This window comes from Cedecea neteri (assembly GCF_000758305.1).
In the GTDB taxonomy this organism is placed as follows: Bacteria; Pseudomonadota; Gammaproteobacteria; order Enterobacterales; family Enterobacteriaceae; genus Cedecea; species Cedecea neteri_C.
Window position 1 is genome coordinate 425685 of the sequence record NZ_CP009458.1, and the last position, 26726, is coordinate 452410.

A 26726-nucleotide genomic window follows, 5' to 3' on the forward strand; every position below is an offset into this window, starting at 1 on the left:
TGAGGGGAGAGGGTTAGGGTGAGGGGAAAATTACTTCAGCGAACCCACAAGCCCTTTACGCTGATTTTCCAGCGACACCACCCGGTTACACACCTCGTGGCCGAACTGTTCAAAATCAGCCTGCTGATTGTTCCACTCGTTCTGAACCGCCGTTTGCAGGCCGCCCAGGTTGCCCAGCACATTCTGCAGCGGGTTGCCGCCACCTTTCAGCACCGCCTGCGCGCCCATCTCATTAATGCTGTCCTGAAGAATGCCGCCCATCGCCTGGTTCACCAACTGCTGGCCATCAGCTCTCACCTGATCGACCGCTTTATAGTGGAACGTCAGCCCATCCTGGCGGCGTTCAATAATTCGGTTCATCTGCTCTTTTAGCTGGGCATCCAGTTTGGTCAGGCGATTGCGCATACTGCTGCTTTCCCCGACCTGTTTAGCAATAATGCCGTCCAGCGCGACGCGGCTTTTCTCTACTCGAGAGCGAGCCCCGTTATCAATCCACGGTAAATCCGTGCGCAGGGCTTTCTGGTAGTTCAGCGCCTGCTGGCGCTGCGCGGCGGTCAGCGTTTTCTGAACACCGTTGTATTTCACGCTGCCGTCAGGCGCGATGACCAGATTGCCGTTCTCACCCACCACCTGCACGGACTGCGGGTTAATGACCACGTCATCGCGTGGATTGGCGCTGCACTGGTAGTCCGCGTGTGCTGAAGCGGCGGTAACCAGCAGCGCGCCTAAAAGAACTTTACGGATCATATTTTCTCCTGAAAAATCAGCTCCTGAAAAAAAGGCCGGTTAATTAACCAGCCTGTTTTTTGCTAAAGCTTAGTCCCACCAGACGTCGAACAGATCGCTGATGCGAACATCTTCGAGCTTGCGGTCTTCTAACCATTTACGCACCAGCGCCTGATGCTCTTCGGTGCATTTACCAATCTCTTCCATGCACACCAGACCTTCCCAGACCAGGTAACCGCTGCCGTCAAACGCCAGCTTGTTCGGCGCAATCACTTCGGCGATCAGCTCGTCCACGGTTTTATCAATTTGCTCTTCGGAAGTGCCCTCCGGGAAGCGCCAGGCAATCGAGAACCCCAGCTCCTGGAACTCTTCGATGTGCATTTTCTTACGCAGACGACGGCTACGATTCTTTGCCATTATTTCACCCTCTCGAACATTAAGTCCCATACGCCGTGACCAAGACGATGGCCACGTTGTTCAAATTTGGTTACCGGACGTGAATCCGGACGCGGTACGTAGTCGTGACTCTCCGACTGGTTTTTATACCCTTCGATAGAGGACATCACTTCGAGCATATGTTCAGCATAAGGTTCCCAGTCGGTGGCCATATGGAACACGCCACCCAGCTTCAGCTTACGTTTTACCAGGTCAGCAAACGGTACCTGAACGATACGGCGTTTATTATGACGTGCTTTATGCCATGGATCAGGGAAAAACAGCTGAACCATGTTCAAAGAATTGTCAGGAATCATGTTTTCCAGCACTTCCACGGCGTCGTGGCACATCACGCGGAGGTTCTCTACGCCCGCCTCATGAGCGGTGCTCAGGCAAGCGCCCACGCCCGGCGAATGCACTTCAATACCGAGGTAGTTATGCTGCGGATTGGTTTCCGCCATGGTCACCAGCGAAGTGCCCATACCAAAACCGATTTCCAGCGTGACCGGCGCTTCGCGGCCAAAAATCTCGCTAAAGTCGGCAGGCTCGGCCTGGAACTCAACGCCCATCACCGGCCAGTAGTTATCCAGCGCGTGCTGCTGGCCTTTTGTCAGCCGCCCCTGGCGACGGACAAAGCTGCGGATTCGGCGCAGCACACGGCCTTCTTCATTAAATTCCGGTGAAATGACGTCATTCTTCATGGTTTTCTTAACGCTTCGCTTAGTGTTCGGGAAACGGGCATTATCCAAAGTTAAGGATGAGAAGCAAGTGGCAGAAAGTTCCGGTTTACAGCTTTACGCCGCTGTGCTGGAATCGGCTCCTTTATTACACCTTTGCCGGATATCCCGCGTTGACCATGCAAGCTCCTCAATTCGCCCAACAAGTCCTCGACTGGTACCACAAGTATGGGCGTAAAACCCTGCCGTGGCAGCAGGAGAAAACGCCTTATAAAGTATGGCTCTCTGAGGTGATGTTGCAACAAACCCAGGTCGCGACGGTCATCCCTTATTTTGAGCGCTTTATGGCACGTTTCCCCACCGTGACCGACCTGGCAAACGCCCCGCTGGATGAAGTGCTGCATCTGTGGACAGGGCTGGGCTATTACGCCCGCGCGCGCAATCTGCATAAAGCCGCTAAGCAGGTTGCCGATAAACACGGTGGCGTTTTCCCTCAAACCTATGACGAAGTGGCCGACCTGCCTGGCGTCGGACGCTCAACCGCAGGCGCGATTCTGTCTCTTTCGTTGGGTAAACACTTCCCGATTCTCGACGGCAACGTAAAGCGCGTGCTCGCCCGTTGCTATGCCGTTTCCGGCTGGCCGGGTAAAAAAGAGGTCGAAAATCGTCTCTGGGAAATCAGCGAGCGCGTAACCCCGGCACAGGGCGTTAGCCAGTTTAATCAGGCGATGATGGACCTCGGTGCCATGGTCTGCACCCGCTCAAAGCCCAAATGCGAACTTTGCCCGCTGAGCAATGGCTGCGTGGCTTATGCCAACCACAGCTGGGCAAACTATCCGGGCAAGAAGCCTAAAGTGACGCTGCCAGAGCGCACCGGCTATATGCTGATGATGCAACATGGCGATGAAGTGTTCCTGGCACAGCGCCCGGCAGTGGGGCTATGGGGAGGCTTATTCTGCTTCCCACAGTTCGCGGAAGAACAAGAATTACATCGCTGGCTGGAGCAGCGAGGTATTCCGGCGGATAATCTCACGCAGTTAACAGCTTTCCGCCACACTTTCAGCCATTTCCATTTGGACATTGTGCCGATGTGGCTTCCGGTGTCGTCCATGGACGGCTGCATGGATGAAGGCCCCGCTCTCTGGTATAACTTAGGCCAGCCACCATCTGTCGGGCTGGCGGCTCCCGTGGAGCGCCTGCTACAACAATTACGAGCCGAACCGGTTGCCTTAGCGCCCGTTCGCGCCGAAGAAGAGGAATAATCATGAGCAGAACGATTTTTTGTACTTACCTGCAGCGCGATGCTGAAGGCCAGGATTTCCAGCTGTACCCGGGCGAACTCGGTAAGAGGATCTACAACGAAATCTCCAAAGAGGCCTGGGCGCAGTGGCAGTCCAAGCAGACCATGCTGATCAATGAAAGAAAGATGAGCATGATGAACCCGGAACACCGTAAAGAGCTGGAAAACGAGATGGTCAATTTCCTGTTTGAAGGGAAAGAAGTCCATATCGAAGGCTTTACCCCGCCAGAAAAACAGTAATCGTCGGCACCTTTTTGCAAACACAACACGCATACACGGAATGATGAAAAAACTTCTCGCGCTGGCTCTCGTGGCCCCGTTGCTGATCTCCTGCTCCAGTAAAAAAGGCGATGACGCTTTTAACGAAGCCTACGTAAAGGACACCAACGGGTTTGATATTTTGATGGGGCAGTTTGCCAACAACATCGAAAATATCTGGGGTATGAAAGAGGTCCTGATCGCAGGCCCGAAGGATTACGTCAAATATACCGACCAATATCTGACGCGTAGCCACATCAACTTCGACGAAGGTACCATTACCGTTGAGACCATCGCGGGCACCGATCCTGCCGCGCACCTGCGCCAGGCCATCATTACCACCCTGCTGATGGGGGACGATCCTGGCTCGATCGATCTTTATTCTGACGCCAACGACGTCCAGATTTCCAAAGAGCCGTTCCTTTATGGGCAGGTGGTGGATAACACCGGCCAGCCTATTCGCTGGGAAGGCCGGGCGACAAAGTTTGCCGACTATCTGCTGCAAACGCGCCTGCAAAAGCGCAGTACCGGGCTGAAAATCGTCTATAGCGTGACCATCAATCTTGTGCCTAACCACCTCGACAAGCGTGCCCATAAATACATCGGCATGGTGCGTAAAGCGTCGAAGAAATACGGCGTGGACGAGTCGCTGATTCTGGCAATCATGCAGACGGAATCCAGCTTCAACCCGTATGCGGTAAGCCACGCAGACGCACTGGGCCTGATGCAGGTTGTTCAGCACAGCGCCGGGGTTGACGTGTTTAAGGCGCAGGGGAAATGGGGCAAACCAAGCCGCAGCTTCCTGTTTGACCCGGAAAGCAATATCGATACCGGCACGGCTTATCTGGCGATTTTGCAGAATAGTTATCTGGGGCAAATTGATAACCCAACGTCACGTCGCTATGCGGTGATTACGGCCTATAACGGCGGAGCGGGCAGCGTGCTGCGGGTGTTCTCTAACGATAAGATGCAGGCGTTTAGCCTGATTAACAGCATGGCGCCGGGCGATGTCTATCAAACGTTGACCACGCGCCATCCGTCCGCAGAGTCTCGTCGTTATCTGTACAAAGTGAATAACGCCCAGAAGAGTTATCGTCGGCGGTAATTAACCCTCTCCCTAAAAGGGAGAGGGGACTTTTGGGATTCTATTTCTTCAACCTGCTTTGCTCCCTCGCCCCCTTGGGGAGAGGGCTGGGGTGAGGGGCTATTCCCTCTTATTTCAACATGTAGCCATACAGCCGCTTAATGCCGTCCGAATCCGTCTCGCTGTAAACGCCCTGCAGCTCAGGCGAGAAGCCCGGCAGCATATTCACGCCCTCTTCCAGCGCCAGGAAGTAACGCAGCGCCGCTCCGCCCCAAACCTCACCCGGCACCACGCAAAGCACGCCCGGGGGATAAGGCAACGCACCTTCCGCCGCGATACGCCCTTCAGCTTCGCTCAGGCGCACCAGATCCACGTTGCCGCGAATAAACTCGATGTTGGCGTCCTGCGGGTTCATCACCACGGCAGGCAGGCTCTCCTTGCGGAACATCGCCTTCTGCAGCTCTTTAACCTCGAAGCTCACGTATAGATCGTGCATCTCCTGGCAAAGCTGGCGCAGCGTGTAGCCCTTGTAGCGCACCGGGTATTTCTGATAAATCGTGGGCAGCACATCCGCCAGCGGCGTGTCGTCCTCAATATGTTGTTCAAACTGCGCCAGCATGGCCACCAGCTGAGCCAGTTTCTCGTGGCTTTCCGCCGGGGTAAGCAGGAACAGGATCGAGTTAAGATCCGACTTCTCCGGCACAATGCCGTTTTCACGCAGATAGTTAGCAAGGATCGCCGCAGGCACGCCAAACTCGGTGTAGCGGCCAGTTTCTGGATCAATGCCCGGCGTGGTTAGCAGCAGCTTGCAGGGATCGACAAAATATTCGTCCTTCGCATAACCTTCAAAACCGTGCCAGCGCTCACCGGGTTCAAAGCTGAAGAAGCGGCGCTCCTGAGCGATCTTCTCCGTGGGGTGATCCTGCCACGGGCGCCCAGCCACTTCCGGCGGAATAAACGGTTTGATCATCTTACAGTTGGCGATAATCGCTTTGCGCGCTTCAATGCCCAGCGCCACACATTCTGCCCACAAGCGACGGCCGCTTTCGCCCTCGTGGATCTTGGCATTCACATCCAGCGCAGCAAACAGCGGGTAAAACGGGCTGGTTGAAGCATGGAGCATGAAAGCATTGTTCAACCGCTTGTGCGGGCAGAAGCGGGCCTGGCCGCGAAGATGGTTATCTTTCTTATGAATCTGCGAGGTCTGGGAGAACCCGGCCTGCTGCTTGTGAACCGACTGAGTAACAAAGATCCCCGGATCGTTCTCGTTCAGCTCCAGCAGCAGCGGCGAACAGTCCGCCATCATCGGAATAAACTGCTCGTAGCCCACCCACGCCGAATCAAAGAGGATGTAATCGCACAGATGACCGATGTTATCCACCACCTGGCGGGCGTTATAAATCGTGCCGTCATAGGTGCCAAGCTGGATAACAGCCAGGCGGAAAGGCCTGGCCTCCTGAGCACGTTCTGGTGCCACTTCCGCAATCAGCTCTCGCAGGTATTTCTCATCAAAGCAGTGCGCGTCAATGCCGCCGATAAAACCAAAGGGATTGCGCGAGGCTTCCAGATAAACTGGCGTCGCACCGGCCTGGATGAGTGCGCCGTGGTGGTTTGATTTATGGTTGTTTCGGTCAAATAGCACCAGGTCACCACGCGTCAGCAGCGCATTGGTCACCACTTTGTTCGCCGCAGAGGTGCCGTTAAGCACGAAATAGGTTTTATCGGCGTGGAAAACTTTCGCGGCAAACTTCTGCGCATGCTTGGCGGAGCCTTCGTGAATCAGCAGATCGCCCAACTTAACGTCCGCGTTGCACATATCAGCTCGAAACACGTTCTCGCCAAAGAAATCATAAAACTGCCGCCCGGCTGGGTGTTTCTTGAAGAATTTACCGTGCTGGTGACCCGGGCAGGCAAAAGTGCTGTTGTCCATCGCCACGTACTTGGTCAGCGTGTTGAAAAACGGCGGCAACAGTTCTTCTTCGTAGTCGCTGGCCGCGGTTTCAAGTTCCAGATAATCCTGCGCTTTCCCGCTAATCACGCCGGTTACCGCAGGCAAACCGTCAACGACGGCCTCACTGAAAATAAATACCGGTAAATTAAAACCCGTGCGTTTAAGCAGGGCCAGGATGCCGCTGCGGCTGTCCGCAACGGAGATGACAACTGCCGCCACATCGGTGAAGTCGGTCTCGTCGAGCGTGACCACTTCACGATGCGTTGAGAGTAATGCAGCCACGTCGTGGCTGGCGGCAATTTTCAGTGATTTCATAAGCACAAATCCCCGTCTGCAAGGATGAGTGAGTGCCAACCGGCACGGCAAAGGGAAAACTCCCCAACGAAGGCGTTCTGAAGGTCTTAGGTGTGAATCCACTTCGACCGCCAGACATCAGTAAAACCAGGCGACTCCTGATTTTACTGATGTCCTGCAGCGAGCAAGCATTGCCCTCACCGCATGGTGAGCAAGGGACTTCGGAAGGTAATAGCAGCACGGACGAGCGCCATCCCGAAAGATGCATGGGAATTGAGAGTGAACATCAAGGCACCCCGTAGTGGATAAGAAAACTGGCGCAATCATGGCACCTTCTGCCAGGGGGTTCAACATGAAGTCTGTAACAGCCCGCACATAAATCAGGCAAACGCACCGTGGTGTGCAACAAAGCCATTGACGCGGAATGGGGTTTACGGTTTAATGCGCCCCGTTGCCCGGATAGCTCAGTCGGTAGAGCAGGGGATTGAAAATCCCCGTGTCCTTGGTTCGATTCCGAGTCCGGGCACCACTATTTAGAAAAACCAGCCTTAGGGCTGGTTTTTTGCTTTCTGAAATAGTGAATGACTTTCAATCAGATCCGATTCAAATTCGTCAAATATTACATTTTGCAGCTTCACTCCCACAAGGCCTATACAGGAAATTCCGGCAGCGTACCCCATTCGGATTAATCATCATCTATCATCTTCATCAATAGCAGCATATCCTCCCCAACGCTTAATTAAAGCATTAAGATGCTTTACAGATTCCCTGCCCGGTTTAAAGTGCCCCGACTCATTGTTTGCGAAGATTTCAAAATTACCTCGAAAATTTGTCGCGGCGGATATTCTTCCTGCTGCAATGATCTCTTCAGAATCACTATATCCGAGAGCATTGAATATTGCGGCATGAGTAACATAGTCCTGACCAAAACGAAGAAACTCACCAAGTAAAAGAGTTCTCTGTTTGGTGATGATGAATTTCAGATTATACTCTGACAATCCATCCGTTCCTTTTATATTCAAGTATGTTTTTAGCTCCATCAAACTTTTTATTTCTGCAATTTTTGGCTTAAGCCTATTGATGGCTTTCACTTCCCTTTCCAATCTATTTGGCATAAGGTTTTTATAACGTGTCGAATCGTTATAAAATAAATCTAAAGGAGATGATATATCTTTCTTAGATATACCTTTTTGCCCAAAACAGCCATTCGGAAACTTCATTATTATAAACCTCCAAATTATACAAAGCAGTTCCACACCAACGGATATCAGAACTGCTGGTTTATTAAAAAAGCCAATAACTATAACCAACGAAAGGATGGTAAAAACAACCGCATTTGCATACTTAACAAAAATACTGTCATTAAATCTCAAACATCAGAATCAGGGTGCCCCCAAAGTTTAGGCACAAAAACATTTATGTTGCTCTGAGTGTACCGGGTATCTTTGAAATCTTTAATAGCATTGCCCTGAACAGCCTTTGTCTTACCTAACGTAAGACTTGAGTATAAAAACCCCAAAGCCCGGAGCCAATAAAATAACTTCCACGAATATCCCCCCAACTTGAACAAGATAAATATGAAATTTATTCCACATTTAAAAAAACATCTTCTGAATGTAAATAAACCAATCACTCTCGCCAATATCACAAGAAAAACTTAATAACACCAACTTCTTTTCGATAATTATTCAGCTCAACAAAAAATCATATGCAATAGAAATAATTATGTATATCCCTCTCACTTCACTCAACCAAAATCATCTTAATAAATATTAAATTTTTTTGTTAAAATCTTAATATACATTAATGTGTTAATGTAATAAATTCATTAGTTGTTTGTACTTACAATGCTTCTCACTAAGACATTCAATTAATAAATAACCCGCCACAAAAAATAGAGTTCACTTCAAAAAGGCGGGTTATTTTGATATCTACAACCCTATTTTATCGTCCACGCATCACTAAACTGTTCGCTACTGAACAACTCAGACAGGCCGCTGATCTGCTTTAAGCGCAGCACTTCGTCAGCGTCCATCCCCAATTCTGCTCCAATTTTCAAATCATCCCAGCCCAGACGGGAAAGATCGCGCACAATATCGGACATCGCCGTTATCTGATGTTTGCCGCGCGCCCTGTTATGACGCACCGTCGCGGCAATACATTCGGCTTCGCCACTGGATTCAAGGTTAACCACCGTGATCGGAAGAAAACCATTAATTCTCTTTTTTGCCACCGGTGATGTTTTTCCCACCAGATGCCGGTGGAACCCATCCACGACCTGAAACTTATCTTTTAGCGGTGTCACCACAATAGGCTGAGTGAAACCATCTGTCTCAATTGAAAGCTGTAACAAGCTTCGTTCAACGGGTGCCATGACATTAGGGTTATAATCATTGGCGACAATCTCTCCCTCACGAACCCAAAGGACACAATCAACAGGCTCTTTTTTAAAAGGGCTGTGCTGATGCATGACTTTTTTGACCTCATTGATTGCGGCCACTTTTGACTCATCAGACTCAACGGAAGAAAGATAATTATCCAGTTGTTTTAATAGTGCATTAAGCATCAGAGGATCCCCCACATTTGTCGTTTCTTTTTTATCCTTTCAAGGTACCGGCTGTAGTGCTGTGGTTTATTAGGGCTAAATGAAAGCGTCCGGCACCAAAAATCATTCTTCAATAGCGTTTTACATATCCGTCGCCATGAAGGTATATCCCTCGACCCTGAATCTTTATCCTGTTCATCAGGAATGTTTTCTGGAAACTCTCGCTCTTTGTACCATTTCAAATAAATGGCAATTTTATTCCTGTAGTGCTCAGCTGTTTTTTCCGGCATCGATGCAAGTAAAAACATGGCGTACTCTTGCCAGGTTAAATGGCTCGGTTTGGTGATGACTGTATTTCGGGCATAGAAGGAACCGCTTTGATGCGCATAAATAGCGCCGCTGTTGGCACCAGCCACGCGCATGCAGACCCGAGACCAGGTTTCAGGCTCGAGAACATGGTAAAGCCATAGTCCACGCCGCGCCTCCGGGCCAAAGGGTTCACACACCCTCATCGCTTTCATAGGGACACCGGCGCGGTACATGAGGTCATAAAGCGGGTTTCCGGCAGCTTTGTATTTACCGTTAAAAATCCAGATGTCCTGTACCTTCCAGTCGTACAAAGGATAAGCGACGCAGTAATTACCTTCCCTGCTGGCCGTAGTCCAGGGCTTATCATCGGCATAGCGGGTTTTGGTTTGTGAAGCCAGCGCTAAAAAACGGTTGAGGGATTCGTCGGCCCGGATGCCGGTTAACGTGGCCAGACCTTTATCTCCGGAAAGCCAGCGAGAGAACGCAGGCATAAAATCTTCAAAGGTCATGCCATAACGATAGAAAGGGAAAAATTCCGGATCGGTAATGGCGTCTTCGGGCGGCTGGCGAACCCATTCGACGCCTGTTTCCCAGCTAATCCATTCAGGATGACTCTGTGAAACACCGTTCACCGTGGTCAGCGGCAAAGCCACCCAGTAAAAACGCCGGACAATATCGCTATATTGCTGCTTGAGCCGCGAAACATGGTCAATGGTATGTTGAAACTGAACCTCCCAGTCCATAAACAGCACGTCAAACTGGCGCTTTCGACGGCGCGCGATTTCAGCTACAAGGTGAAAAAGCACGCTGGAATCCTTCCCTCCGGAAAAAGAGACACAAACCTGATCGAAGGTATCGAATATCCAGTCGATTCTCTTCTTAGATGCGTTGAGAACATTATCATCAAGAATAATTTTTTTATTTTTTCTCACAAAAACTCCCTTTTATTGTCGCCTCAACATTACTGCCGACGGCGAAATCCTGGTATTACACTAAATCCATCCCGGATGTCTCAACACGTCAACCTGGCAATATCCTTCATCAAGAAAACTACACTCCGCGGATAAAAACATTCATGTAAATTATCAATCGCATAATTTAAATAAATGCCATCAATACCCTAATGTAATTATGTTATATCCAGCCTTAACCCCAGACAAGAAAAATTTAAAATAATCAAAAAAACATCTGCAACCAATTGAATTCAATGACCTTTTAAAATAAAAAATAAAACAAAAGAAACATCAATAAAAAAAATCAAAAAAGCACACCACCCCAAATAGAGACTGGATTTCACTTCATTAAAATAGTGGTGAATTAATAAAATGGATAATCACGAAAAAAATAAGAAAAAGCGCTGACAATGACGAGAAATAATACATGAATCTCCGTGGTATAAACGGGCAACTTGCCCGGAACGAAACGACATCCGGGCAATCAATTCGTCCTTAGCCACGCTAAACCGCTATCTATCTTTCACCACAATCAGCGGCTCAATATCGCTCTCTTTTTTAATCACCAGCGAATCATCCCCACGCAGGCAAGTGCCGCCGTAGCTGCCACCCACGGTAAAAGTGCAGACCTGGATGTATTTACCATCCACCTTCGGCAGGCACCACAACTGCTGATAGATGTTCTTGCGGGCAACGAACTTACCGTCGGTTTTATCCAACAGCTCATCATGATGGCTGACCAAATCGATATTGCTGCCGCAGCGCCCGGCAATCGGCTTCACCGCATAGCCGGTTTTTGCCAACAGCTCGTTCACCTCAAAATCCGTATCCAGCAGATAACGGTGGTTCGGGAACAGCTGCCAGAGCACCGGCAGAATGGCTTTGTTGCCGGGGATAACCGTCCACAGCGGCTCAAACACCAGCACTTCCGGGCGAAGTAAAACGTCAATCAAGCGCACCTCTCCCTGAGGATGACCGGTACGAATTGGCACGGCGGCATACTCAGTCTCGCTGACCTCACGAATTTGCTCAATCGCCGTTTCCCACGCCCAGGTTTTCCAGACGCAGTTCACCGCCCGGCCGTCATTATCAATAAGCTGCCCGGCGCTGTCCCAGCTTAGCTCGCCCAGGCCGTGCAATATTTTGGTGTCAAACCCGGCCTGCATCAGTGAACGCTGCATGAACAGCGCGTGGTAATCCTCTTCGGCGTCATTGTCCTGCATGATGTGGACAAACGGGCGAGCGCTGCTGTGCTTCCAGGCTCCGGTAAGCTCTTCCAGTAATCCTTCGGCCGGATTATGTCCGGTACCCCGGTATCCCGTTTTAACCCACTCCTCAAGAATCAGCCCGCTCTCGGTATGGCAGGAGGCAGAATCGGCGTTGTATTCGTACACCTTCAGCCCGCGCTCATCCATACAAAAATCCATGCGACCACTGACCATCTGGTGGCGACGCCACTGCCAGGAAAGCCGCAGGCGAGGCCAGAGGATTTTGGGGATATCAAAAAGTGCCAGAAGATTGTCATCTTTCAGCACTTTATCCGTGGCATGCAGGTACATCAGATGCAGCTCGTTGGTGGCCTTGATCAGTTCCTGCTCGGCGCTTTCAGTAATGGTGAAATACTGGCAGGGATCTTTATTGATAACGTGGCCGTTAGCCTGGACATAGGCCCGCTGAAGCTCATCTTTTTCATTCAGCCATTTGCCGTCAAACTGGCGCTTATTCTTCAGGCGAGCCCCGCCAATTTTTAGCGTTTCACCGCCGATATCTGGCTGTGGCTCGCTGTCGGTCGTATCCTCAGTCTGAATCATCCAGCCAAGAATCGACGTGTCAGCAAACGTATCCTGCAGCGTGTAGCGACCTTCGCGCTCAACCAGGGTTAGCTCACGCGTCCACTGCTGCCCGGCGGGTAACGGTGCATGAATTACGTTCTGCTCGGCAATGCGCACTTTATTGTCAATAAGCTGAGTGATCACGGCGACATGGCCGGTTTCATGAAACTCGCCGCCCTTCTGCCAGATAAGCAGCGCGCCAGCCTCTGGCGCCCGTTTTGAGCCATTCGCAAAGGCCTGCAGCGGCAGAATATTGTCGTTCACCACCTGACGTAAAAAGCGCAGCGAGAAAATTTCCCACGCCATGTGTACGTCGGTAAAGACAAAGCCGTAGTTTAAGAAGAGGAAGCGGCGCGCAAACTCTACGCACTGCCATTTGTGGCCCATGTATTCGTTGCCGATATAGCTGCGAAACTCAGCATCTTCGGGGTAATTTTTCGGGTCGAGGCTGCCGTAATTAGAGGAGTAAATCGCTACGCCACCCGGCGCATAGCCCAGAAGTGTACCAAAGGGCGAATCGTTGTCTGGTGTTCCTGTATGCATGTGTCCAACCTAGATCAGGCAGGCGGCAAAGGTCACGCGGATTGTCGTCTGCACGTTAAAATTAACCTGACAGAGAAGCCGTTATCATACACCTCTGCCAATGGTTTTGTGCAGTTGCGCTTCGTTTAAACAGAGCATTTTCCAACAGGCTGTGCCCCAAAGAAAAAGGCTGCCTCATCGGGCAGCCTTTGTTAAAAAGTGACTCAGTCGGTTTATTTGTTCCCGTACTCGCTGCCGTTAACCCAGGCGTGATCTTTTTCCCAGGTAAACATCCACTTGCGCACCGGCCCCGCCATCACGTTCAGGTAATAGCTGTCGTACCCGGCCATCGTCGCCACCGGGTGGTAACCTTTCGGCACTTTCACCACGTCTTTGTCGTATACCGCCATGCACTCATCGAGCGCGCGGTCATCGGTATAAACGCGCTGCAGACAGAATCCCTGTGGTGGGTTGAGGCGGTGATAATAGGTCTCTTCCAGATAGGTTTCGTTGGGCGGATTATCGGTATCGTGCTTGTGGCTCGGGTACGAACTGGTGCAGCCCTCGTTGGTGTACACCTCCACCACCAGCAGACTGTCGGCTGGCTTATCCTCCGGCAGAATATTGTGGACATAGCGCTGGTTGTGGCCTTTGCCGCGCGCCTCGGCATCAATATCCTGTGGGGCAATCAGTCGCGTGGCATAAGTCCCTTTCCCCGGCGCGGAACAAACGGCCAGCTCGAGTGCGGTAAGCGCCTGAACCTTAACCTCCTCGCCGGACGTCACATACACAGCCCAGGGTTTACGGCGTTCAAATGGGCTCATGCGGTCGCCTATTTCAGGGAAGCGAGCAAGCGGCGTGTCCACCGTCGCGCGTCCTGCAACCAGCACCAGGCAGCGCTCTTCCTCCACCGCGGGCAGTTCCAGAACCTGCCCTTCCTGAAGCTGATAAACGGCAAACCCCACGTAGCCCCAGCCCGCGTTTTCCGGCGTGACGTGCTGCGTCTGCCCCTTCGCGTCTGGCTGCTGCCAACGGGAAAGTAATTCGGCCATGCTCCCTCCTTAAATCAGCCCGGCTTCGCGAGCAAAACGGTTCAGGTTAGCGTAGCCCATCCGCGCGTAGGTCATCGGGTGTGCCACCGCCGGATCCTGCTCGGCCTCAACCACCAGCCAGCCCTGATAGCCGTGTTTTTTTAGCAACGCCATGATCGGCGGATAGTTCACGCAGCCGTCGCCCGGCACGGTAAACACGCCGCTCAGCACCGCATCCAGGAAACTGGTTTTGCGGTTTTTCACGTCCGCCAGTACGCCAGCACGCACGTCTTTGCAATGCACATGGTTAATGCGCGAGATCCAACGCTCGGCTACCGCCAGCGGATCGGCCCCTGCAAAAGTCAGGTGCCCGGTGTCCAGCAGCAGCCCGACTTCCGGCCCGGTGTGAACCATCAAATTATTCACATCATCCGCACTCTCAATCACCGTCCCCATATGGTGATGATAGGCAATTTGCACGCCCTGCTGCTGGGTGTAACGGGCAAACGCGGTAAGCTTTTCGCCGTATTCCTGCCAGCGTTCGGCCGGGAATCTGGGCCGTAAATGCACTGGGGTTTGCTGCTCCCCGTGAATGCAGTGGGTGACTTCGGCAAACACCAGCACCTTCGCGCCCAGCTCACGCAGCAGCGTCAGGTGCGGCTGCACGGCCTCGATTTCCTGCTCAACGGAGCGTTCAAGCAAGCGGCCGGAATACCAGCCGGAGACCAGCTTCAAATCATGCTTATCGAGAATCGGCCCCAGCACGCCGGCCTCTCGCGGGAACTTATTCCCCAGCTCAAAACCTTCAAACCCTGCCTCTTTCCCTTCGCTCAGACAAGTGTCCAGCGGCGTGTCGGCGCCCAAAGAAGGCAGATCGTCATTGGTCCAGGTCAGCGGGTTAATGCCTAAATGCACGGTCATAATGCTCTCCTTATTGTTTATGCTGGCCGCGCTCGCGCCACAGGGCGATCAGCCGCAGGTAATTGTCACGGATGCGCGCCACCAGCTGCGCATCGTCGATATCGCGTTTTAACCAGGCCTGCGAGGCTTCGCCAAACAGCGTGCGCCCTACCGCAAAGCCTTTCACAATCGGGTAATCAGCAGCTGCGTTGAAGCCTTCACGCAGCACATCGACCGGTGCATCCAAGCCGAGGATCACCACGCCACGGCAGTGAGGATCCCGTTTTTCCACCAGCTCGCTCAGGGCCGCCCAGCCAGCGCTGCTCAGCGGCGGCAGCTTCCACCAGTCCGGGTAGATACCGAGGTTGTAAAAGCGGGAAACGGCTCTGAGATAAAGCTCGTCGCTGCGCGGCATATCCGCAGGCAGGATCACTTCCAGCAGCAGTTCGTGCCCCGACTGACAGCAGGCGCGATACACTTCCGCAACTTTCTGCTCCTGCTCCAGGCGCAGCGCGTGGGCATCTTCCGGGTGGAAAAAGACCAGGCACTTGACGATATGCTCCTGCGGCCAGCTAATCAGCTGCGAGCCGATGTTGCCGTGTTCCATTTCCAGCGGGCGTGATCCCGGCAGCTCAATCGGGCGGCCAATCCACCAGCCTTCACCGGTGATGGAATTCAGCGCGTCCTGGCCGAAGGTACCGTCGCACAGCAGCCCGGCCTTGCCCTCCAGCTCGGCACGCTGAGCGGCTTCGCGACTGGCCTGCAAAATCAACTGTTTCAACACCGGAATACGGCGTAAATCCGCGCCGCTTTTCAGCGCCATCTCTTCCAGTTGGCTGCGGTGATCGAACGCCATCACGCAGAGTTCCGGCCACTGCCGACGGCGGGTGGTGACGCGGTGCAGGTGGTTCAGGCGGGCGTCGAGATCCGGGCGAGGTACCTGATGCTCACGCGAAAGGTAATCGTCCAGCTCGATTTTGCTCGGCATCGCCGGGGCGCAGCCGTGGCGTGAAACCACCAGCGCGCCGCAGGCATTGGCATAGCGGCAGGCCTGCTCCCAGCCTTCGTCATTGAGATAACCGCGCAGCAACCCAGACATGAACGCATCCCCCGCGCCCAGTACATTGAGCACTTCCACGCGCACGCCGCTGACGTTGATCCCGCCGTCCAGCGAGTCAGGAATCAGTCCGAGGAACACGGAACAACCCTGCGCCCCACGCTTACAGACCAGCGTCGCTTCGGTGTTCTGCCGCACTTTTTTCAGCGCCGCCAGCGTGTCGGTTGATCCGCCGGCAATGTGAAATTCTTCTTCGGTGCCGACAATCACGTCAAAAAGATGCAGGACAGATTGCAGCTGGGTTGTGACCTGTTCGGCTTCAACAAAACGCGTCTCGCCGTCGCCAAGGGAAGTCAGCCCCCACAGCACCGGGCGGTAATCAATATCCAGCACGGTGCGCACATCATTCCGGCGGGCATAGCTCAGCGCGGTCAGCACCGCCTCACGGGTACGGGGGTTTGAGAGGTGCGTGCCGGTAATCGCCAGGCAGCGGGCGGAGGCAATGTACTCTTCGCTGAAATCGTCCGCCGTAATCGCCATATCCGCGCAGTTGTCACGGTAAAAAATCAGCGGGAAAGTGTCGCGATCTTTGATGCCCAGCAGCACCAGCGCCGTCAGCCGATCTTTGTCGGTGATTAAATGGCTGGTGTCGCAGCCAACCTGGCTAAGTTCTTCGCGCAGAAAGCGCCCCATGTGCTCGTCGCCAACGCGCGCCAGCATGGAAGATTTCAGCCCCTGGCGAGCGGTGCCGTAGGCTACATTGCCTGACGAGCCGCCAAGATAACGGGCGAAGCTGCTGGCATCTTCCAGCCGCGCGCCAATCTGCTGGCTGTAGAGATCTACCGCGACCCGCCCCATGCAAATCAGATCCAACTGCTTTTCTTTCATGCTTCGTCCTCAGACAATGTCAGATACGTTGACCCAGCGCCCCTGCTGGTGTGACAGGGCGATCGCGTCGAGAATGCGAGACACCTTCCAGCCTTCTTCAAAATCCGGCCACAGCGGGGCATCGGCGGCAATGCCGTCGATCAGATCGCGTACTTCCACCGTTTTTTGATCGTTAAAGCCAATGCCGTGTCCCGCGCCCATGCAGAACGAGCCGTAATCCGGGTGAGCCGGGCCAACCAGCAGCGTGCGGAACCCCTGGCGGCCTTCGGGATCGCTTTGCAGATAAAGTTTCAGCTCCGCCATGCGTTCCTGGGTAAAACTCAGCGCCCCTTTCGTGCCGGTGATCGTCCAGGTCAGCCCCATTTTTCTGCCGCTGGCGACGCGTGATGTTTCAATCACGCCCTGAGCACCACCTTCAAAGCGCACCATCGCGTGGGCCTGATCTTCATTTTCCACAGCGATCATCTCGCTGCTACCAGCCGAAGCCGGGCGCTGCGGCACCACGATTTTCAGGTCGCCGCAGACTTCGCGGATATCGCCCACCAGGTACTGAGCCATATTGACGATGTGCGCCGCCAGATCCCCCAGCGCACCAAGCCCGGCGGTTTCCTTGAAGCAGTGCCAGTGGATCGGCGAAAGCGGATCGGCCATGTAGTCTTCGTTGTGGGTGCCGTAGAAGTGGATCACTTCCCCGATCTCACCGCGCGCAATAATCTGCTTTGCCAGCTGCGCCGTTGGGTTCTTCATGTAGTTGAAGCCCACCAACGTTTTAACACCGGCCAGATCGGCAGCATCCACCATCAGGCGTGCGTCGCGGGCGTTCAGCGCCAGCGGCTTTTCCGAATAGACGTGCTTGCCGTGGCGAATCGCCTCCAGCGCCATCTCCTTATGCAGGTGGTTTGGGGAACAAATGTCCACCACGTCGATATTCGGGTCCGCCACCAGTTCGCGCCAGTCGCCGGTGGAGCGATTAAACCCAAACGCGGCGGCGCGCTTCGCCGCCAGCTCCGGCGTGACTTCCGCTACCATTTCACGCACCAGTTCGCCCTGCAGGTCAAAGACCGTCGGCGCCTGCGCGTAGGCGATGGCGTGGGCTTTGCCGATGTAGCCGGTACCGATTAAACCAATTCTGACTTTTTTCATGTGTTGTTCCTGAAGTCGTGACCAGCCTTTGTACCCTCACCCCAGCCCTCTCCCTGAGAGGGAGAGGGGGGAAAAGCGGCTTTCTTTTTGAAACGGGGTCATTCCCACTTTTACCCTCACCCCGGCCCTCTCCCTCAAAGGGAGAGGGGGAAAAACGGCTTTCTTTTTGAAACGGGGTCATTCCCACTTTTACCCTCACCCCGGCCCTCCCCTCAAAGGGAGAGGGGGAGATAGATGCTGCTCTTAAAATGTCCCCTCTCCCCTCTGGGGAGAGGGTTAGGGTGAGGGGCAATCCCTACAGCGCGCCGCGGCGATTCTTGGCGTAGGTATCAAACGCCACCGCCAGCACGATAATCAGCCCGGTAATGATCTGCTGGTAGTAAGCCGACACGTTCATCAGCACCAGGCCATTAATCAGGATCCCCATGATGATGGCGCCGATGATCGTGCCACTGATCCGCCCGTAGCCGCCCATCAGCGATGTCCCGCCGATCACCACCGAGGCGATCACGCGCAACTCAAAGGAGATCCCCGCCACCGCTTCGGCGCTGCCCAATCTGGCGCTGAGCACAAAGCCCGCCAGCCCGGCAAGACAGCCAATCACCACGTACACGCTAACCAGCACGCGCTTCACGTTAACCCCGGCGAGACGAGCCGCTTCCGGGTTGCCGCCGATGGCATACACAAAGCGCCCCCAGCGAGTTTTGTGCAGTGCCAGATAACCCAGAATCGAGACAATGGCGAAGATCCAGATAGGAATAGAGATGCCGAGCATTTCGCCGCGTCCCCACCAGCGGTAGCCCGCGTCAAACCCGGCGATGGGCGCACCGTCGTTGATCACCAGCGTCAGGCCGCGCCAGATGGTCATCCCGCCCAGCGTGACGATGAACGGCGGCAGACGCAGACGAGTGACGCCCAGGCCGTGCAGGAAGCCTATCAGCGTGCCGAGCGCCAGGCAGATCCCCAGCCCCAGCAGCCAGCTAAAACCGCCCCAGGCGTTCGGATCGACGGTGGTAAAGTTATCGCCCTTGATCACGTAGGCTGCGGTCATCGCACACACGGCCAGGATCGACCCCACCGACAGATCGATACCCGCCGTAAGAATGACAAAGGTCATGCCCACCGCGATGATCCCGTAGATTGAAACCTCGGTCAGGATGTTGAAAATATTGCGTTCGGACAGGAAGTTGCTGTTCTGTGACTGGAAGAAGATCAGCAACAAGAACATGAAGATCAGCACCCCGAAGCGCTCGAAGAAAGCGATCGGATCGAAGCGCGAGGCGCTTTTTGCCGGAGTCTGGGTTTTGGTAATCATCTGCGTCATGGGCTCCCCCGTTATGCGGCGCTTAAGGCGCTATGGTTGATGGCCATCAGAGTCATCAGCCGTTCTTCATTGGCTTCATCGCCGTGTAGTTCGCCGGTCACTCGCCCTTCGCTGAGGGTAATGATCCGATCCGACACCGCGAGAATCTCCGGCAGGTCGGAAGAAATCACGATCACCGCCACGCCTCGCTTAGCCATATCAAACAGCACCTGATGCACTTCCGATTTAGTCCCTACGTCAATGCCGCGAGTCGGCTCGTCGACGATCAGCACCCTTGGATTCAGCGCCATACAGCGCGCCAGGATCACTTTTTGCTGGTTCCCGCCGGAGAGCTTGCGTACCTCCTGCTCGGCATTAACCATTTTGATTTGCAGCGCCTGCCGGTAGGACTCAATCAGCGCATCTTCTTTGCGCGGGCTGACGAAATAGCGCCAGGTGAGCAGCGACGAAAGGCTGGAGAGCGAAAGGTTGTCGCGGATCGACAGGCCCAGCACCGCCCCTTCTTTTTTACGATCTTCCGGCACCAGCGCGATCCCCTGGTCCAGGGCATGCATCGGGTTTTGCGGTCGGTAAGGTTTGCCGTCCAGCTCGAAGCTGCCGGTGGTGAATTTGTCTGCGCCAAACAGACAGCGAGCAACCTCGGTACGCCCGGCGCCTACCAGCCCGGCGATGCCCAACACTTCTCCGGCGTGGACGTGAAAACTGATGTCTTTCAACGCAATGCCGTGTGGATCAAGCGGCGGTTTTTCACGGCTCAGCCCCTTCACCGCCAGGCGGATGGGCTTGTCTGCATGGTGCGTAAGGCTGGCATCGCGGCGGTTAAACACCACGTCGCGGCCGACCATCAGGCGGATAATTTGCTCCACGTTGGTGCCCGCCACGTCGCCGGAGCCGGTATAGCGGCCATCCTGGAACACGGTGAAACGGTCACAAAGCTGGAAGACTTCATGCAGGCGATGGGTCACATAAATAATGCTGACGCCGCGGCCTTTCAGCTCGCGCACCACGCGGTGCAGGCTCTCAACTTCACTGTCGCTCAGGGCTGCGGAAGGCTCATCCATAATGATCAGCCGGGCATTCAGCGTCAGCGCTCTGGCAATCTCCACCATTTGCTGCTGGGCAACGCTGAGTCGAGCCACGGCAGTTGTTGGCGCAACGTTGAGCTGCAAATAATCCAGAATGACCTGCGCTTCCTGGTTCACCGCTTTGCTGTCGACAATCAGGTTGCGGCGGCGCGGCTCGCGGCCAAGAAACATGTTTTCCGCCACCGTCATATTGGGCAGCAGGTTAAATTCCTGATAAATCGTGATAATGCCTTTGTTCTGGCGCGCTACCGGCGAGTCATCCGCCGAAAGCGTTTCACCGTTAAACCAGATCTCACCGCGCGTTTGCGGCTGCGCCCCGGCCAGCGCCTTCAGCAGCGTGGATTTTCCCGCGCCGTTTTCCCCCAGCAGGGCATGAATTTCGCCCTGCCCAACGCTGAGCTGCGCGCTGCTTAACGCCCAGACGCCGGAAAAACTCTTCGCCAGGTCGGTCACTTTCAGTAAAGGTTGCGACATCAGACTGCTCCTCTGTTGCGCCCGCCCACAGGCGGACGGGCACGTTCAGATTTATTTGCCGGCTTCGCCGATACGCTCTGCTTGATCGAGGTTATCTTTGGTGATCATCGTGGGCGCGTAATCTGCCCCGGTGATCGCCTTCTTCTCACGAATGTTGGCCACCAACTGGCTCATCGCCGTTTTCACCGCAAAACCAGGGCGCTGATCGGCAGTTGCCGCCATCCAGCCGTCACGCACGCGAGCCAGCGCTTCCGGTACTGCGTCAAAGCCGGTCACCAGCACTTCACCCGGCTTCATGCCCTGGCCCTGCAGCGCTTCAATCGCACCCAGCGCCATATCGTCGTTAGCGGAGAGGATCACCTGAGGCTTTTTCGGCAGTGATGGCAGGACGCTTTCAACGATGCGCATACCTTCAGAACGCATCCAGTTCCCGGTTTGATCGGCGACGATCTTATATTTGTCGCCCCCGGCTTTCAGGCCGTCGCGGATCCCTTTGGTACGTTCGATATTGGAGGAGGAGCCAGGCTGCCCGGTCAGCAGCACAATGTCCGCGCCGTCAGGGAATTTGGCTTTCACAAAATCAGCTACGGCCTGGCCACCTTTGTAGTTGTTGGCACCAAAGTGCGGTACCGGCTTGTCGCTGGCAACCGAGCGGTCGAGCGTTACCACCGGCAGTTTGGCATCCTGAATTTCCCCTACCGCACTCGACACGGCGTTAACGTCGTTTGGCGAAACGATAAACCCCTGAGCGCCACGCGTGATGGCGTTTTCCAGGTCTGCGACCTGCTTAGGCGAGCTGCCCTGGCTGTCGAGAACCTGTAGCTTGACGCCCATCTCTTTGGCGGCCTGCACGGCGGTGCGCTGCATATGCACTTCAAACGGCATCGCAAGGTTTGGGGTGCTAAAAACAATCTGTTCGTTTTCGGCCAGCGCCGGAGCCGTGGTCAGGGCGATGAGTGCGGCGAGGATCAGCTTTTTCATTGTTATCTCTCTTCTATGTGTAGGGGCTTCGGAGGTTACAAAGCAACTTCGCGCTGGCTACGCAGTGACTCCAGCGCCTTGTCGGCCAGGTACAGGGCGCGTTCACCGTCATCGCCGCTGCACTCGGGTTTGGCCTCGCCGCGCAGGACGGCAACAAAGTGCTGCCATTCGGCGGCATAGGCATCTTTGTAGCGCTGGAGGAAGAAGTGTTCTGGTAACGCGCTGGTGTTCCCGCCGTCGCCAAAGAATTGAACCTGGTTTTCCAGGATATTGCCGGCAGTCAGCAGGCCCTTAGCGCCATGCAGCTCCAGGCGCTGGTCGTAGCCATAGGCCGAGCGGCGGCTGTTGACGATGGTCGCCAGCGCTCCGGAGGCATATTTCAGGACGATAAAAGCGGTATCGATGTCACCCGCTTCGCCAATCGCCGGATCCACCAGGTTGCTGCCCTGGGCATACACGGCCACTGGCTCTTCACCCATGATGAAGCGAGCCATATCAAAGTCGTGGATGGTCATGTCGCGGAACATGCCGCCGGAGACACGCACATATTCAGCCGGCGGCGGCGATGGATCGCGGGAGATAATCACCAGCGATTCCGGCGTGCCGATGCGCCCCTGCAGCGCTTCGTTTTTCAGTTTGCGGAACTGCGGATCAAAGCGGCGGTTAAAGCCGATAAACAGCGGCACATTATGTGCTTTCACCACTTTCAGGCAATCGCGCACACGGGCCAGATCCAAATGCACCGGCTTTTCGCAGAAGATTGCTTTGCCATGCTTGGCGGCAAGCTCAATCAGGTCAGCGTGAGTGTCGGTCGCCGAGGCGATCAGCACCGCATGAACCTCCGGGTCGCTCATCGCCTGGGCAACGCTCTGCTGGCGCGCCTGGTATTTTTCGGCAATGCGCGCGGCGTTTTCTGCATTAGGATCGACAACGGACCAGAGGGTGGAATGGGGATGGGCGGCAATATTGGCGGCGTGGATTTGGCCGATACGGCCCGCGCCCAGTAAAGCAATGTTAAACATGGCGGCTCCCGAAAGTGGTGTTGCAGTAGGGTCATGAGCCGGGTCTTCCGGCTTTCACATGCAGCTGAATAACGACGCCTTAAATAAAACATTTATTTCATTTTAATGCAGAGTGAAAGTTTCATTTTTGCACAGAGGTTAACATTTTGATAATTTATCGGCTGTATTTTGTTAGCAAAATCACAACGCCGAATGAATTAAAACCTGCACAGAGAAGGGATTTGAGAGGGAGAGCGCACCCATGCTGCAGTGCAAGAGGAAAAGAAAGTAAAAATGAAATAAACATTCCGCCAGATAGCCCAGCGGAATGCTAAAAGGTCAGTACTGACGAGCGTTTTTGATCTTAGCCGCGGTTTGTTCAGCGGCATCGGCTACCGCGTTCGAGCGCGAAACCTGAGCATCTCCGGTGCGCCACCAGGCCTCATAGTCGTGAGTCATGGTTTTGGGCAACACTTTGATATCAAGCAGCGTTGGCCCCGGCTCCTGACGAGATGCCTCCAGCGCGGCAAGCAGCTCCGCCTCGCTATTGACCCGCCAGGCTTTGCAGCCGTAGCTTTCGGCATTTTGGGCAAAATCGACCTTCACCAGTGGGCCATCCAGCCTGCCGCTGTGCGGGTTTCGGTGGCGATTTTCGGTACCAAAACTCCCCATTCCGTGGCCCATCTGCAGGTTATTGATGCAGCCGAACCCGGCGTTATCGAACAGCAGAATGGTGATTTTGATCCCTTCCTGCACGGCAGTTTGCAGCTCAGAATGCAGCATCAGGTAAGAACCGTCCCCCACCATCGCGTATACCGGCTGCTGCGGCTTCGCGAGCTTTGCCCCCACCGCCGCGGCTATCTCGTAGCCCATACACGAATAGCCGTATTCCAGGTGATAGCTGTCCGGCGTTTTTACCTGCCACAGGCGCTGTAAATCCCCCGGCAGCGAACCCGCCGCGCCCACCACGATAGCGTCATCTTCAATATGCTGATTCACCAGGCCCAGCACCCGGGTTTGCGTTAATGAGGTGCCTAGCTCTCGGCTGTATTCCTGCAACGTTTCATCCAGATGACCCGCCACTTCCGGCGCTTCTCCCGCCTGCCATTGCCGCGTCCACAGCCGTTGGCACTCCTCGTGCCAGGCGGCTTTCGCGTTCGTGGTCTCGTTTTGCCAGGCCGCCTGATAGCCTGTCTGATGCAGGCCAACCGTCAGATGCTCAAGCCCAATCCGGGCATCGGCCACCAGCGGTGTGGCGTCCAGCTTCAGGGCGTCGAATTCGGCCACGTTCAGCAGCAGGTAGTCAGCCTCGGGTGAAAACAGTGATTTCGAGCCGGTGGTAAAATCTGTCAGCCGGGTCCCCACGCCGATGATTAAATCCGCCTGCGGGGCCAGCAGGTTAGCCGCCAGACCGCCCGTCACACCGAGGCCTCCCAGATTAAGTGAGTGCTCGCTTACAATCGCACCTTTCCCGGCCTGGGTTTCGGCAAACGGCAGCCCGAAACGCTCCACAAAATCCTGAAATGCCCGGTGCGCGCCGGAATAGCGAACCCCGCCGCCGCAAATAACCAGCGGACGACGCTTGCTGGCAATGAGCTTTAGCGCGGCCTGCAGCCGGTTTTCATCCGGCGGACGCCGCTCGATATGGTGCACCCGCCGGGCAAAGAAGCCTGGCGGGTAATCCCAGGCTTCACCCTGCACATCCTGCGGCAGGCAAATCGTTACCGCACCGGTATCAGCGGGGTTAGTAAGTACTCGCATGGCGCTAATCATGGCGCTCATCAGCTGTTCAGGGCGGTTGATTCTGTCCCAGTAGCGCGACACCGGCCGGAAGCAGTCGTTGGTGCTAATGCTCAGGTCATGAAACTGCTCGATTTGCTGGAGCACCGGGTCCGGCTGCCGGCTGGCGTAAATGTCGCCGGGCAAGAGCAACAGCGGAATGCGGTTGGCAGTAGCCGTTGCGGCGGCAGTCACCATATTGGCAGCTCCCGGCCCCACGGAGGAGGTCACGGCATAAATCTTCTGCCGCTTGTGCTGCTTAGCGAAGCCTGTGGCGATATGCGCCATGCCCTGTTCATTACAGCCCTGATGTACCTTCAGGTGTCCAGGGTCTTCCTCCAGCGCCTGCCCAAGGCCGAGCACGTTGCCGTGCCCGAAAATGGTCATTACGCCTTCTATGAACGGCTGCTCCTGCCCGTCAATTTCTACGTACTGCTGGTTTAAAAACCTGACCAGCGCCTGCGCCATGGTCATGCGTTGTGTGGTCATCTTTCCTCCCCTTAGCCCAGCGTCGGCATTGAGAATGCAGATCCTTGCTGATGGCTGGTTTCCGGCCAGCGAGCGGTGACGGTTTTCATCCGCGTGTAGAAACGCACGCCGTCGCTGCCGTGCACGTTCAGCGGCCCGAAGATAGAACGCTTCCAGCCGCCAAAGCTGTGGAAAGCCATCGGCACCGGGATAGGCACGTTTACCCCAACCATCCCCACCAGGACTTCTTCAGTAAAACGCCTGGCCGTGCCGCCGTCACGGGTAAAAATCGCCGTGCCGTTGCCGTATTCGTGTTTGTTGATCAGATCCAACGCGCTAGCGTAATCCGGCACACGCACCACGCTCAGTACCGGGCCGAAGATCTCTTCTTTATAAATGGTCATCTCAGGCGTGACATGATCAAACAGCGTTGGGCCAACAAAATAGCCGCCTTCGTGGCCTGCCAGCCTGAGGCCACGGCCGTCCACGCGCAGCGTCGCGCCCTGCTGCTCTCCGCTATCAATATAGCCCAGCACTTTGGCCCGGTGCGGCGCGGAAATGAGCGGCCCCATTTCGTTTTCCGGCTCCTGCCCAAGGCCCGGCCCCACGCGCAGTGTAGCAAGCTGTTTTTCCAGCCCAGCGCACAGCGCATCTGCAGTTTCATCCCCCACGGCGACCACTACCGAAAGCGCCATGCAGCGTTCCCCGGCGGCGCCAAAAGCCGCCCCCATAATGGCGTTGGTCGCCATATCCAGATCGGCATCCGGCATCAAAATGCAGTGGTTTTTCGCTCCGCCCAGCGCCTGGCAGCGCTTACCGTGGGCAGAAGCGGTCTGGTAAATGTATTCGGCAATCGGCGTCGAGCCGACAAAGCTGACGGCCTGAACTCTCGGGTCGGTCAGCAGTACGTCCACGGCTTCTTTATCGCCCTGCACTACGTTAAACACGCCGTCCGGCAGCCCGGCTTCCTTCAGCAACTGAGCCAGCCGCAGCGACAGCGACGGATCTTTTTCCGACGGCTTGAGCACGAAGGTATTCCCGGTTGCCAGCGCGATGGGGAACATCCACATTGGCACCATCGCCGGGAAGTTAAACGGCGTGATCCCCGCGCAAACGCCAAGCGGCTGCATCAGAGAATGGCTGTCCACGCCCGTTCCTACGTTGGCCGAATGCTCACCTTTTTGCAGATGCGGAATACCGCAGGCGAACTCTACTACTTCAAGGCCACGGGTCAGCTCGCCCACCGCGTCAGAATAAACCTTGCCGTGCTCTTCGCTGATGAGCTTCGCCAGGCCGTCCATGTGTTCCTCAAGCAGAGTTTTAAAGCGGAACATCACGCGGGCGCGCTTGAGCGGAGACTGGCGAGCCCAGCCTGGAAACGCCTGCTGGGCCGCGGCAATGGCCTGCTCCGTCTGCCTGGCCGTGCTCATGGCGACCTGGCGGATCTGCGCGCCGGTCGCCGGGTTAAAGATCGCCTGTACCCGCTGGCCTTCGCCCGCGACGCATTCACCGTGGATAAAATTCGCTACCGTCTCCATCTCTGGCCTCTTGCTGTTAGGGTTGTCTCCCGAACACTGTATATGAAACAAACATTCCATTTTAAGTTGAAATAAAATAAATGTTGATTATTGTGATCAACACTTCGTTTTTATGTTAACCAGCAGAATGAGGTGCAAAGACTGAGACTTCGGCGGCGTTTCAGCCCCCGC

The 26726-nt window shown here is 55.0% G+C and carries 21 protein-coding genes and 1 tRNA gene; 4 read left to right on the forward strand and 18 right to left on the reverse strand.

Annotated elements, in window-relative coordinates; translation table 11 throughout:
• Positions 1 to 30 precede the first annotated feature (30 nt).
• The 3 genes from LH23_RS01920 to trmB all read right to left on the reverse strand — a co-directional run bounded on the left by LH23_RS01920 (position 31) and on the right by trmB (position 1862).
• Entirely contained in the window at positions 31 to 747 is a 717-nt protein-coding gene (locus tag LH23_RS01920; RefSeq protein ID WP_039287658.1) for a DUF2884 domain-containing protein, read from the reverse strand.
• 69 nt (positions 748 to 816) lie between these two features.
• Positions 817 to 1143: a YggL family protein gene (locus LH23_RS01925; protein WP_008461534.1), complete on the reverse strand. Its 327-nt coding sequence runs from the start codon at positions 1141 to 1143 to the stop codon at positions 817 to 819.
• Positions 1143 to 1862 (reverse strand): tRNA (guanosine(46)-N7)-methyltransferase TrmB, encoded by a 720-nt coding sequence (trmB, locus tag LH23_RS01930; protein ID WP_039287659.1) that lies wholly within the window; start codon positions 1860 to 1862, stop codon positions 1143 to 1145. Before trmB ends, LH23_RS01925 begins: the two co-directional genes overlap by 1 nt.
• A gap of 155 nt (positions 1863 to 2017) precedes the next feature.
• Here trmB and mutY point away from each other — a divergent pair, with 155 nt between their 5' ends.
• The 3 genes from mutY to mltC are packed head-to-tail and all read left to right on the forward strand — an operon-like array spanning position 2018 to position 4501.
• Positions 2018 to 3100: an A/G-specific adenine glycosylase gene (mutY, locus tag LH23_RS01935; protein WP_039296292.1), complete on the forward strand. Its 1083-nt coding sequence runs from the start codon at positions 2018 to 2020 to the stop codon at positions 3098 to 3100.
• A gap of 2 nt (positions 3101 to 3102) precedes the next feature.
• Positions 3103 to 3378 (forward strand): oxidative damage protection protein, encoded by a 276-nt coding sequence (locus LH23_RS01940; protein WP_008461529.1) that lies wholly within the window; start codon positions 3103 to 3105, stop codon positions 3376 to 3378.
• Positions 3379 to 3421: 43 nt separating this feature from the next.
• Positions 3422 to 4501 (forward strand): membrane-bound lytic murein transglycosylase MltC, encoded by a 1080-nt coding sequence (gene mltC / locus LH23_RS01945; RefSeq protein ID WP_008461527.1) that lies wholly within the window; start codon positions 3422 to 3424, stop codon positions 4499 to 4501.
• Positions 4502 to 4610: 109 nt separating this feature from the next.
• Here the strand turns inward: mltC and LH23_RS01950 are convergent, their stop codons facing one another.
• Entirely contained in the window at positions 4611 to 6746 is a 2136-nt protein-coding gene (locus LH23_RS01950; protein ID WP_039287677.1) for an ornithine decarboxylase, read from the reverse strand.
• Between the two features lie 432 nt (positions 6747 to 7178).
• Here LH23_RS01950 and LH23_RS01955 point away from each other — a divergent pair.
• Positions 7179 to 7254 (forward strand) — tRNA-Phe (locus LH23_RS01955).
• A gap of 163 nt (positions 7255 to 7417) precedes the next feature.
• Here LH23_RS01955 and LH23_RS01960 read toward each other — a convergent pair.
• From LH23_RS01960 to LH23_RS02025, 14 genes are all read right to left on the reverse strand, one after another.
• The gene (locus LH23_RS01960) at positions 7418 to 7945 is read right to left on the reverse strand and encodes a hypothetical protein (RefSeq protein ID WP_039287679.1); all 528 of its coding nucleotides are present in this window, start codon (positions 7943 to 7945) and stop codon (positions 7418 to 7420) included.
• Between the two features lie 719 nt (positions 7946 to 8664).
• Positions 8665 to 9291, reverse strand: a complete 627-nt coding sequence (locus LH23_RS01965) for an IbrB-like domain-containing protein (RefSeq protein WP_039287683.1) — start codon at positions 9289 to 9291, stop codon at positions 8665 to 8667.
• Positions 9291 to 10511: a phosphoadenosine phosphosulfate reductase gene (locus tag LH23_RS01970; RefSeq protein ID WP_039287684.1), complete on the reverse strand. Its 1221-nt coding sequence runs from the start codon at positions 10509 to 10511 to the stop codon at positions 9291 to 9293. Before LH23_RS01970 ends, LH23_RS01965 begins: the two co-directional genes overlap by 1 nt.
• Positions 10512 to 11044: 533 nt before the next feature.
• Positions 11045 to 12907, reverse strand: a complete 1863-nt coding sequence (gss, locus tag LH23_RS01975; RefSeq protein ID WP_039287685.1) for a bifunctional glutathionylspermidine amidase/synthase — start codon at positions 12905 to 12907, stop codon at positions 11045 to 11047.
• Positions 12908 to 13119: 212 nt separating this feature from the next.
• Positions 13120 to 13938 (reverse strand): 5-deoxy-glucuronate isomerase, encoded by an 819-nt coding sequence (iolB, locus tag LH23_RS01980; RefSeq protein ID WP_039287689.1) that lies wholly within the window; start codon positions 13936 to 13938, stop codon positions 13120 to 13122.
• A gap of 9 nt (positions 13939 to 13947) precedes the next feature.
• On the reverse strand, positions 13948 to 14838 hold the full coding sequence (gene iolE, locus LH23_RS01985; protein WP_039287691.1) for a myo-inosose-2 dehydratase: 891 nt from the start codon (positions 14836 to 14838) through the stop codon (positions 13948 to 13950).
• Positions 14839 to 14848: 10 nt separating this feature from the next.
• Entirely contained in the window at positions 14849 to 16762 is a 1914-nt protein-coding gene (locus LH23_RS01990; protein ID WP_039287692.1) for a bifunctional 5-dehydro-2-deoxygluconokinase/5-dehydro-2-deoxyphosphogluconate aldolase, read from the reverse strand.
• 9 nt (positions 16763 to 16771) lie between these two features.
• Positions 16772 to 17905 (reverse strand): Gfo/Idh/MocA family protein, encoded by a 1134-nt coding sequence (locus LH23_RS01995; RefSeq protein ID WP_039287693.1) that lies wholly within the window; start codon positions 17903 to 17905, stop codon positions 16772 to 16774.
• 295 nt (positions 17906 to 18200) lie between these two features.
• Positions 18201 to 19229, reverse strand: coding sequence for an ABC transporter permease (locus tag LH23_RS02000; protein ID WP_039287696.1), 1029 nt, complete (start codon positions 19227 to 19229; stop codon positions 18201 to 18203).
• Between the two features lie 11 nt (positions 19230 to 19240).
• Positions 19241 to 20788 carry a sugar ABC transporter ATP-binding protein gene (locus LH23_RS02005; RefSeq protein ID WP_008457024.1) on the reverse strand — a complete coding sequence of 516 codons (1548 nt, stop codon included), beginning with the start codon at positions 20786 to 20788 and terminating at the stop codon, positions 19241 to 19243.
• Between the two features lie 51 nt (positions 20789 to 20839).
• A complete protein-coding gene (locus LH23_RS02010) occupies positions 20840 to 21769 on the reverse strand; it encodes a sugar ABC transporter substrate-binding protein (RefSeq protein ID WP_039287700.1) in 930 nt (309 codons plus the stop codon).
• Positions 21770 to 21804: 35 nt separating this feature from the next.
• On the reverse strand, positions 21805 to 22791 hold the full coding sequence (gene iolG / locus LH23_RS02015) for an inositol 2-dehydrogenase (RefSeq protein ID WP_039287703.1): 987 nt from the start codon (positions 22789 to 22791) through the stop codon (positions 21805 to 21807).
• Between the two features lie 318 nt (positions 22792 to 23109).
• Positions 23110 to 25038, reverse strand: a complete 1929-nt coding sequence (gene iolD, locus LH23_RS02020; RefSeq protein WP_039287706.1) for a 3D-(3,5/4)-trihydroxycyclohexane-1,2-dione acylhydrolase (decyclizing) — start codon at positions 25036 to 25038, stop codon at positions 23110 to 23112.
• Between the two features lie 11 nt (positions 25039 to 25049).
• A complete protein-coding gene (locus LH23_RS02025) occupies positions 25050 to 26555 on the reverse strand; it encodes a CoA-acylating methylmalonate-semialdehyde dehydrogenase (protein ID WP_039287709.1) in 1506 nt (501 codons plus the stop codon).
• Positions 26556 to 26726 lie beyond the last annotated feature (171 nt).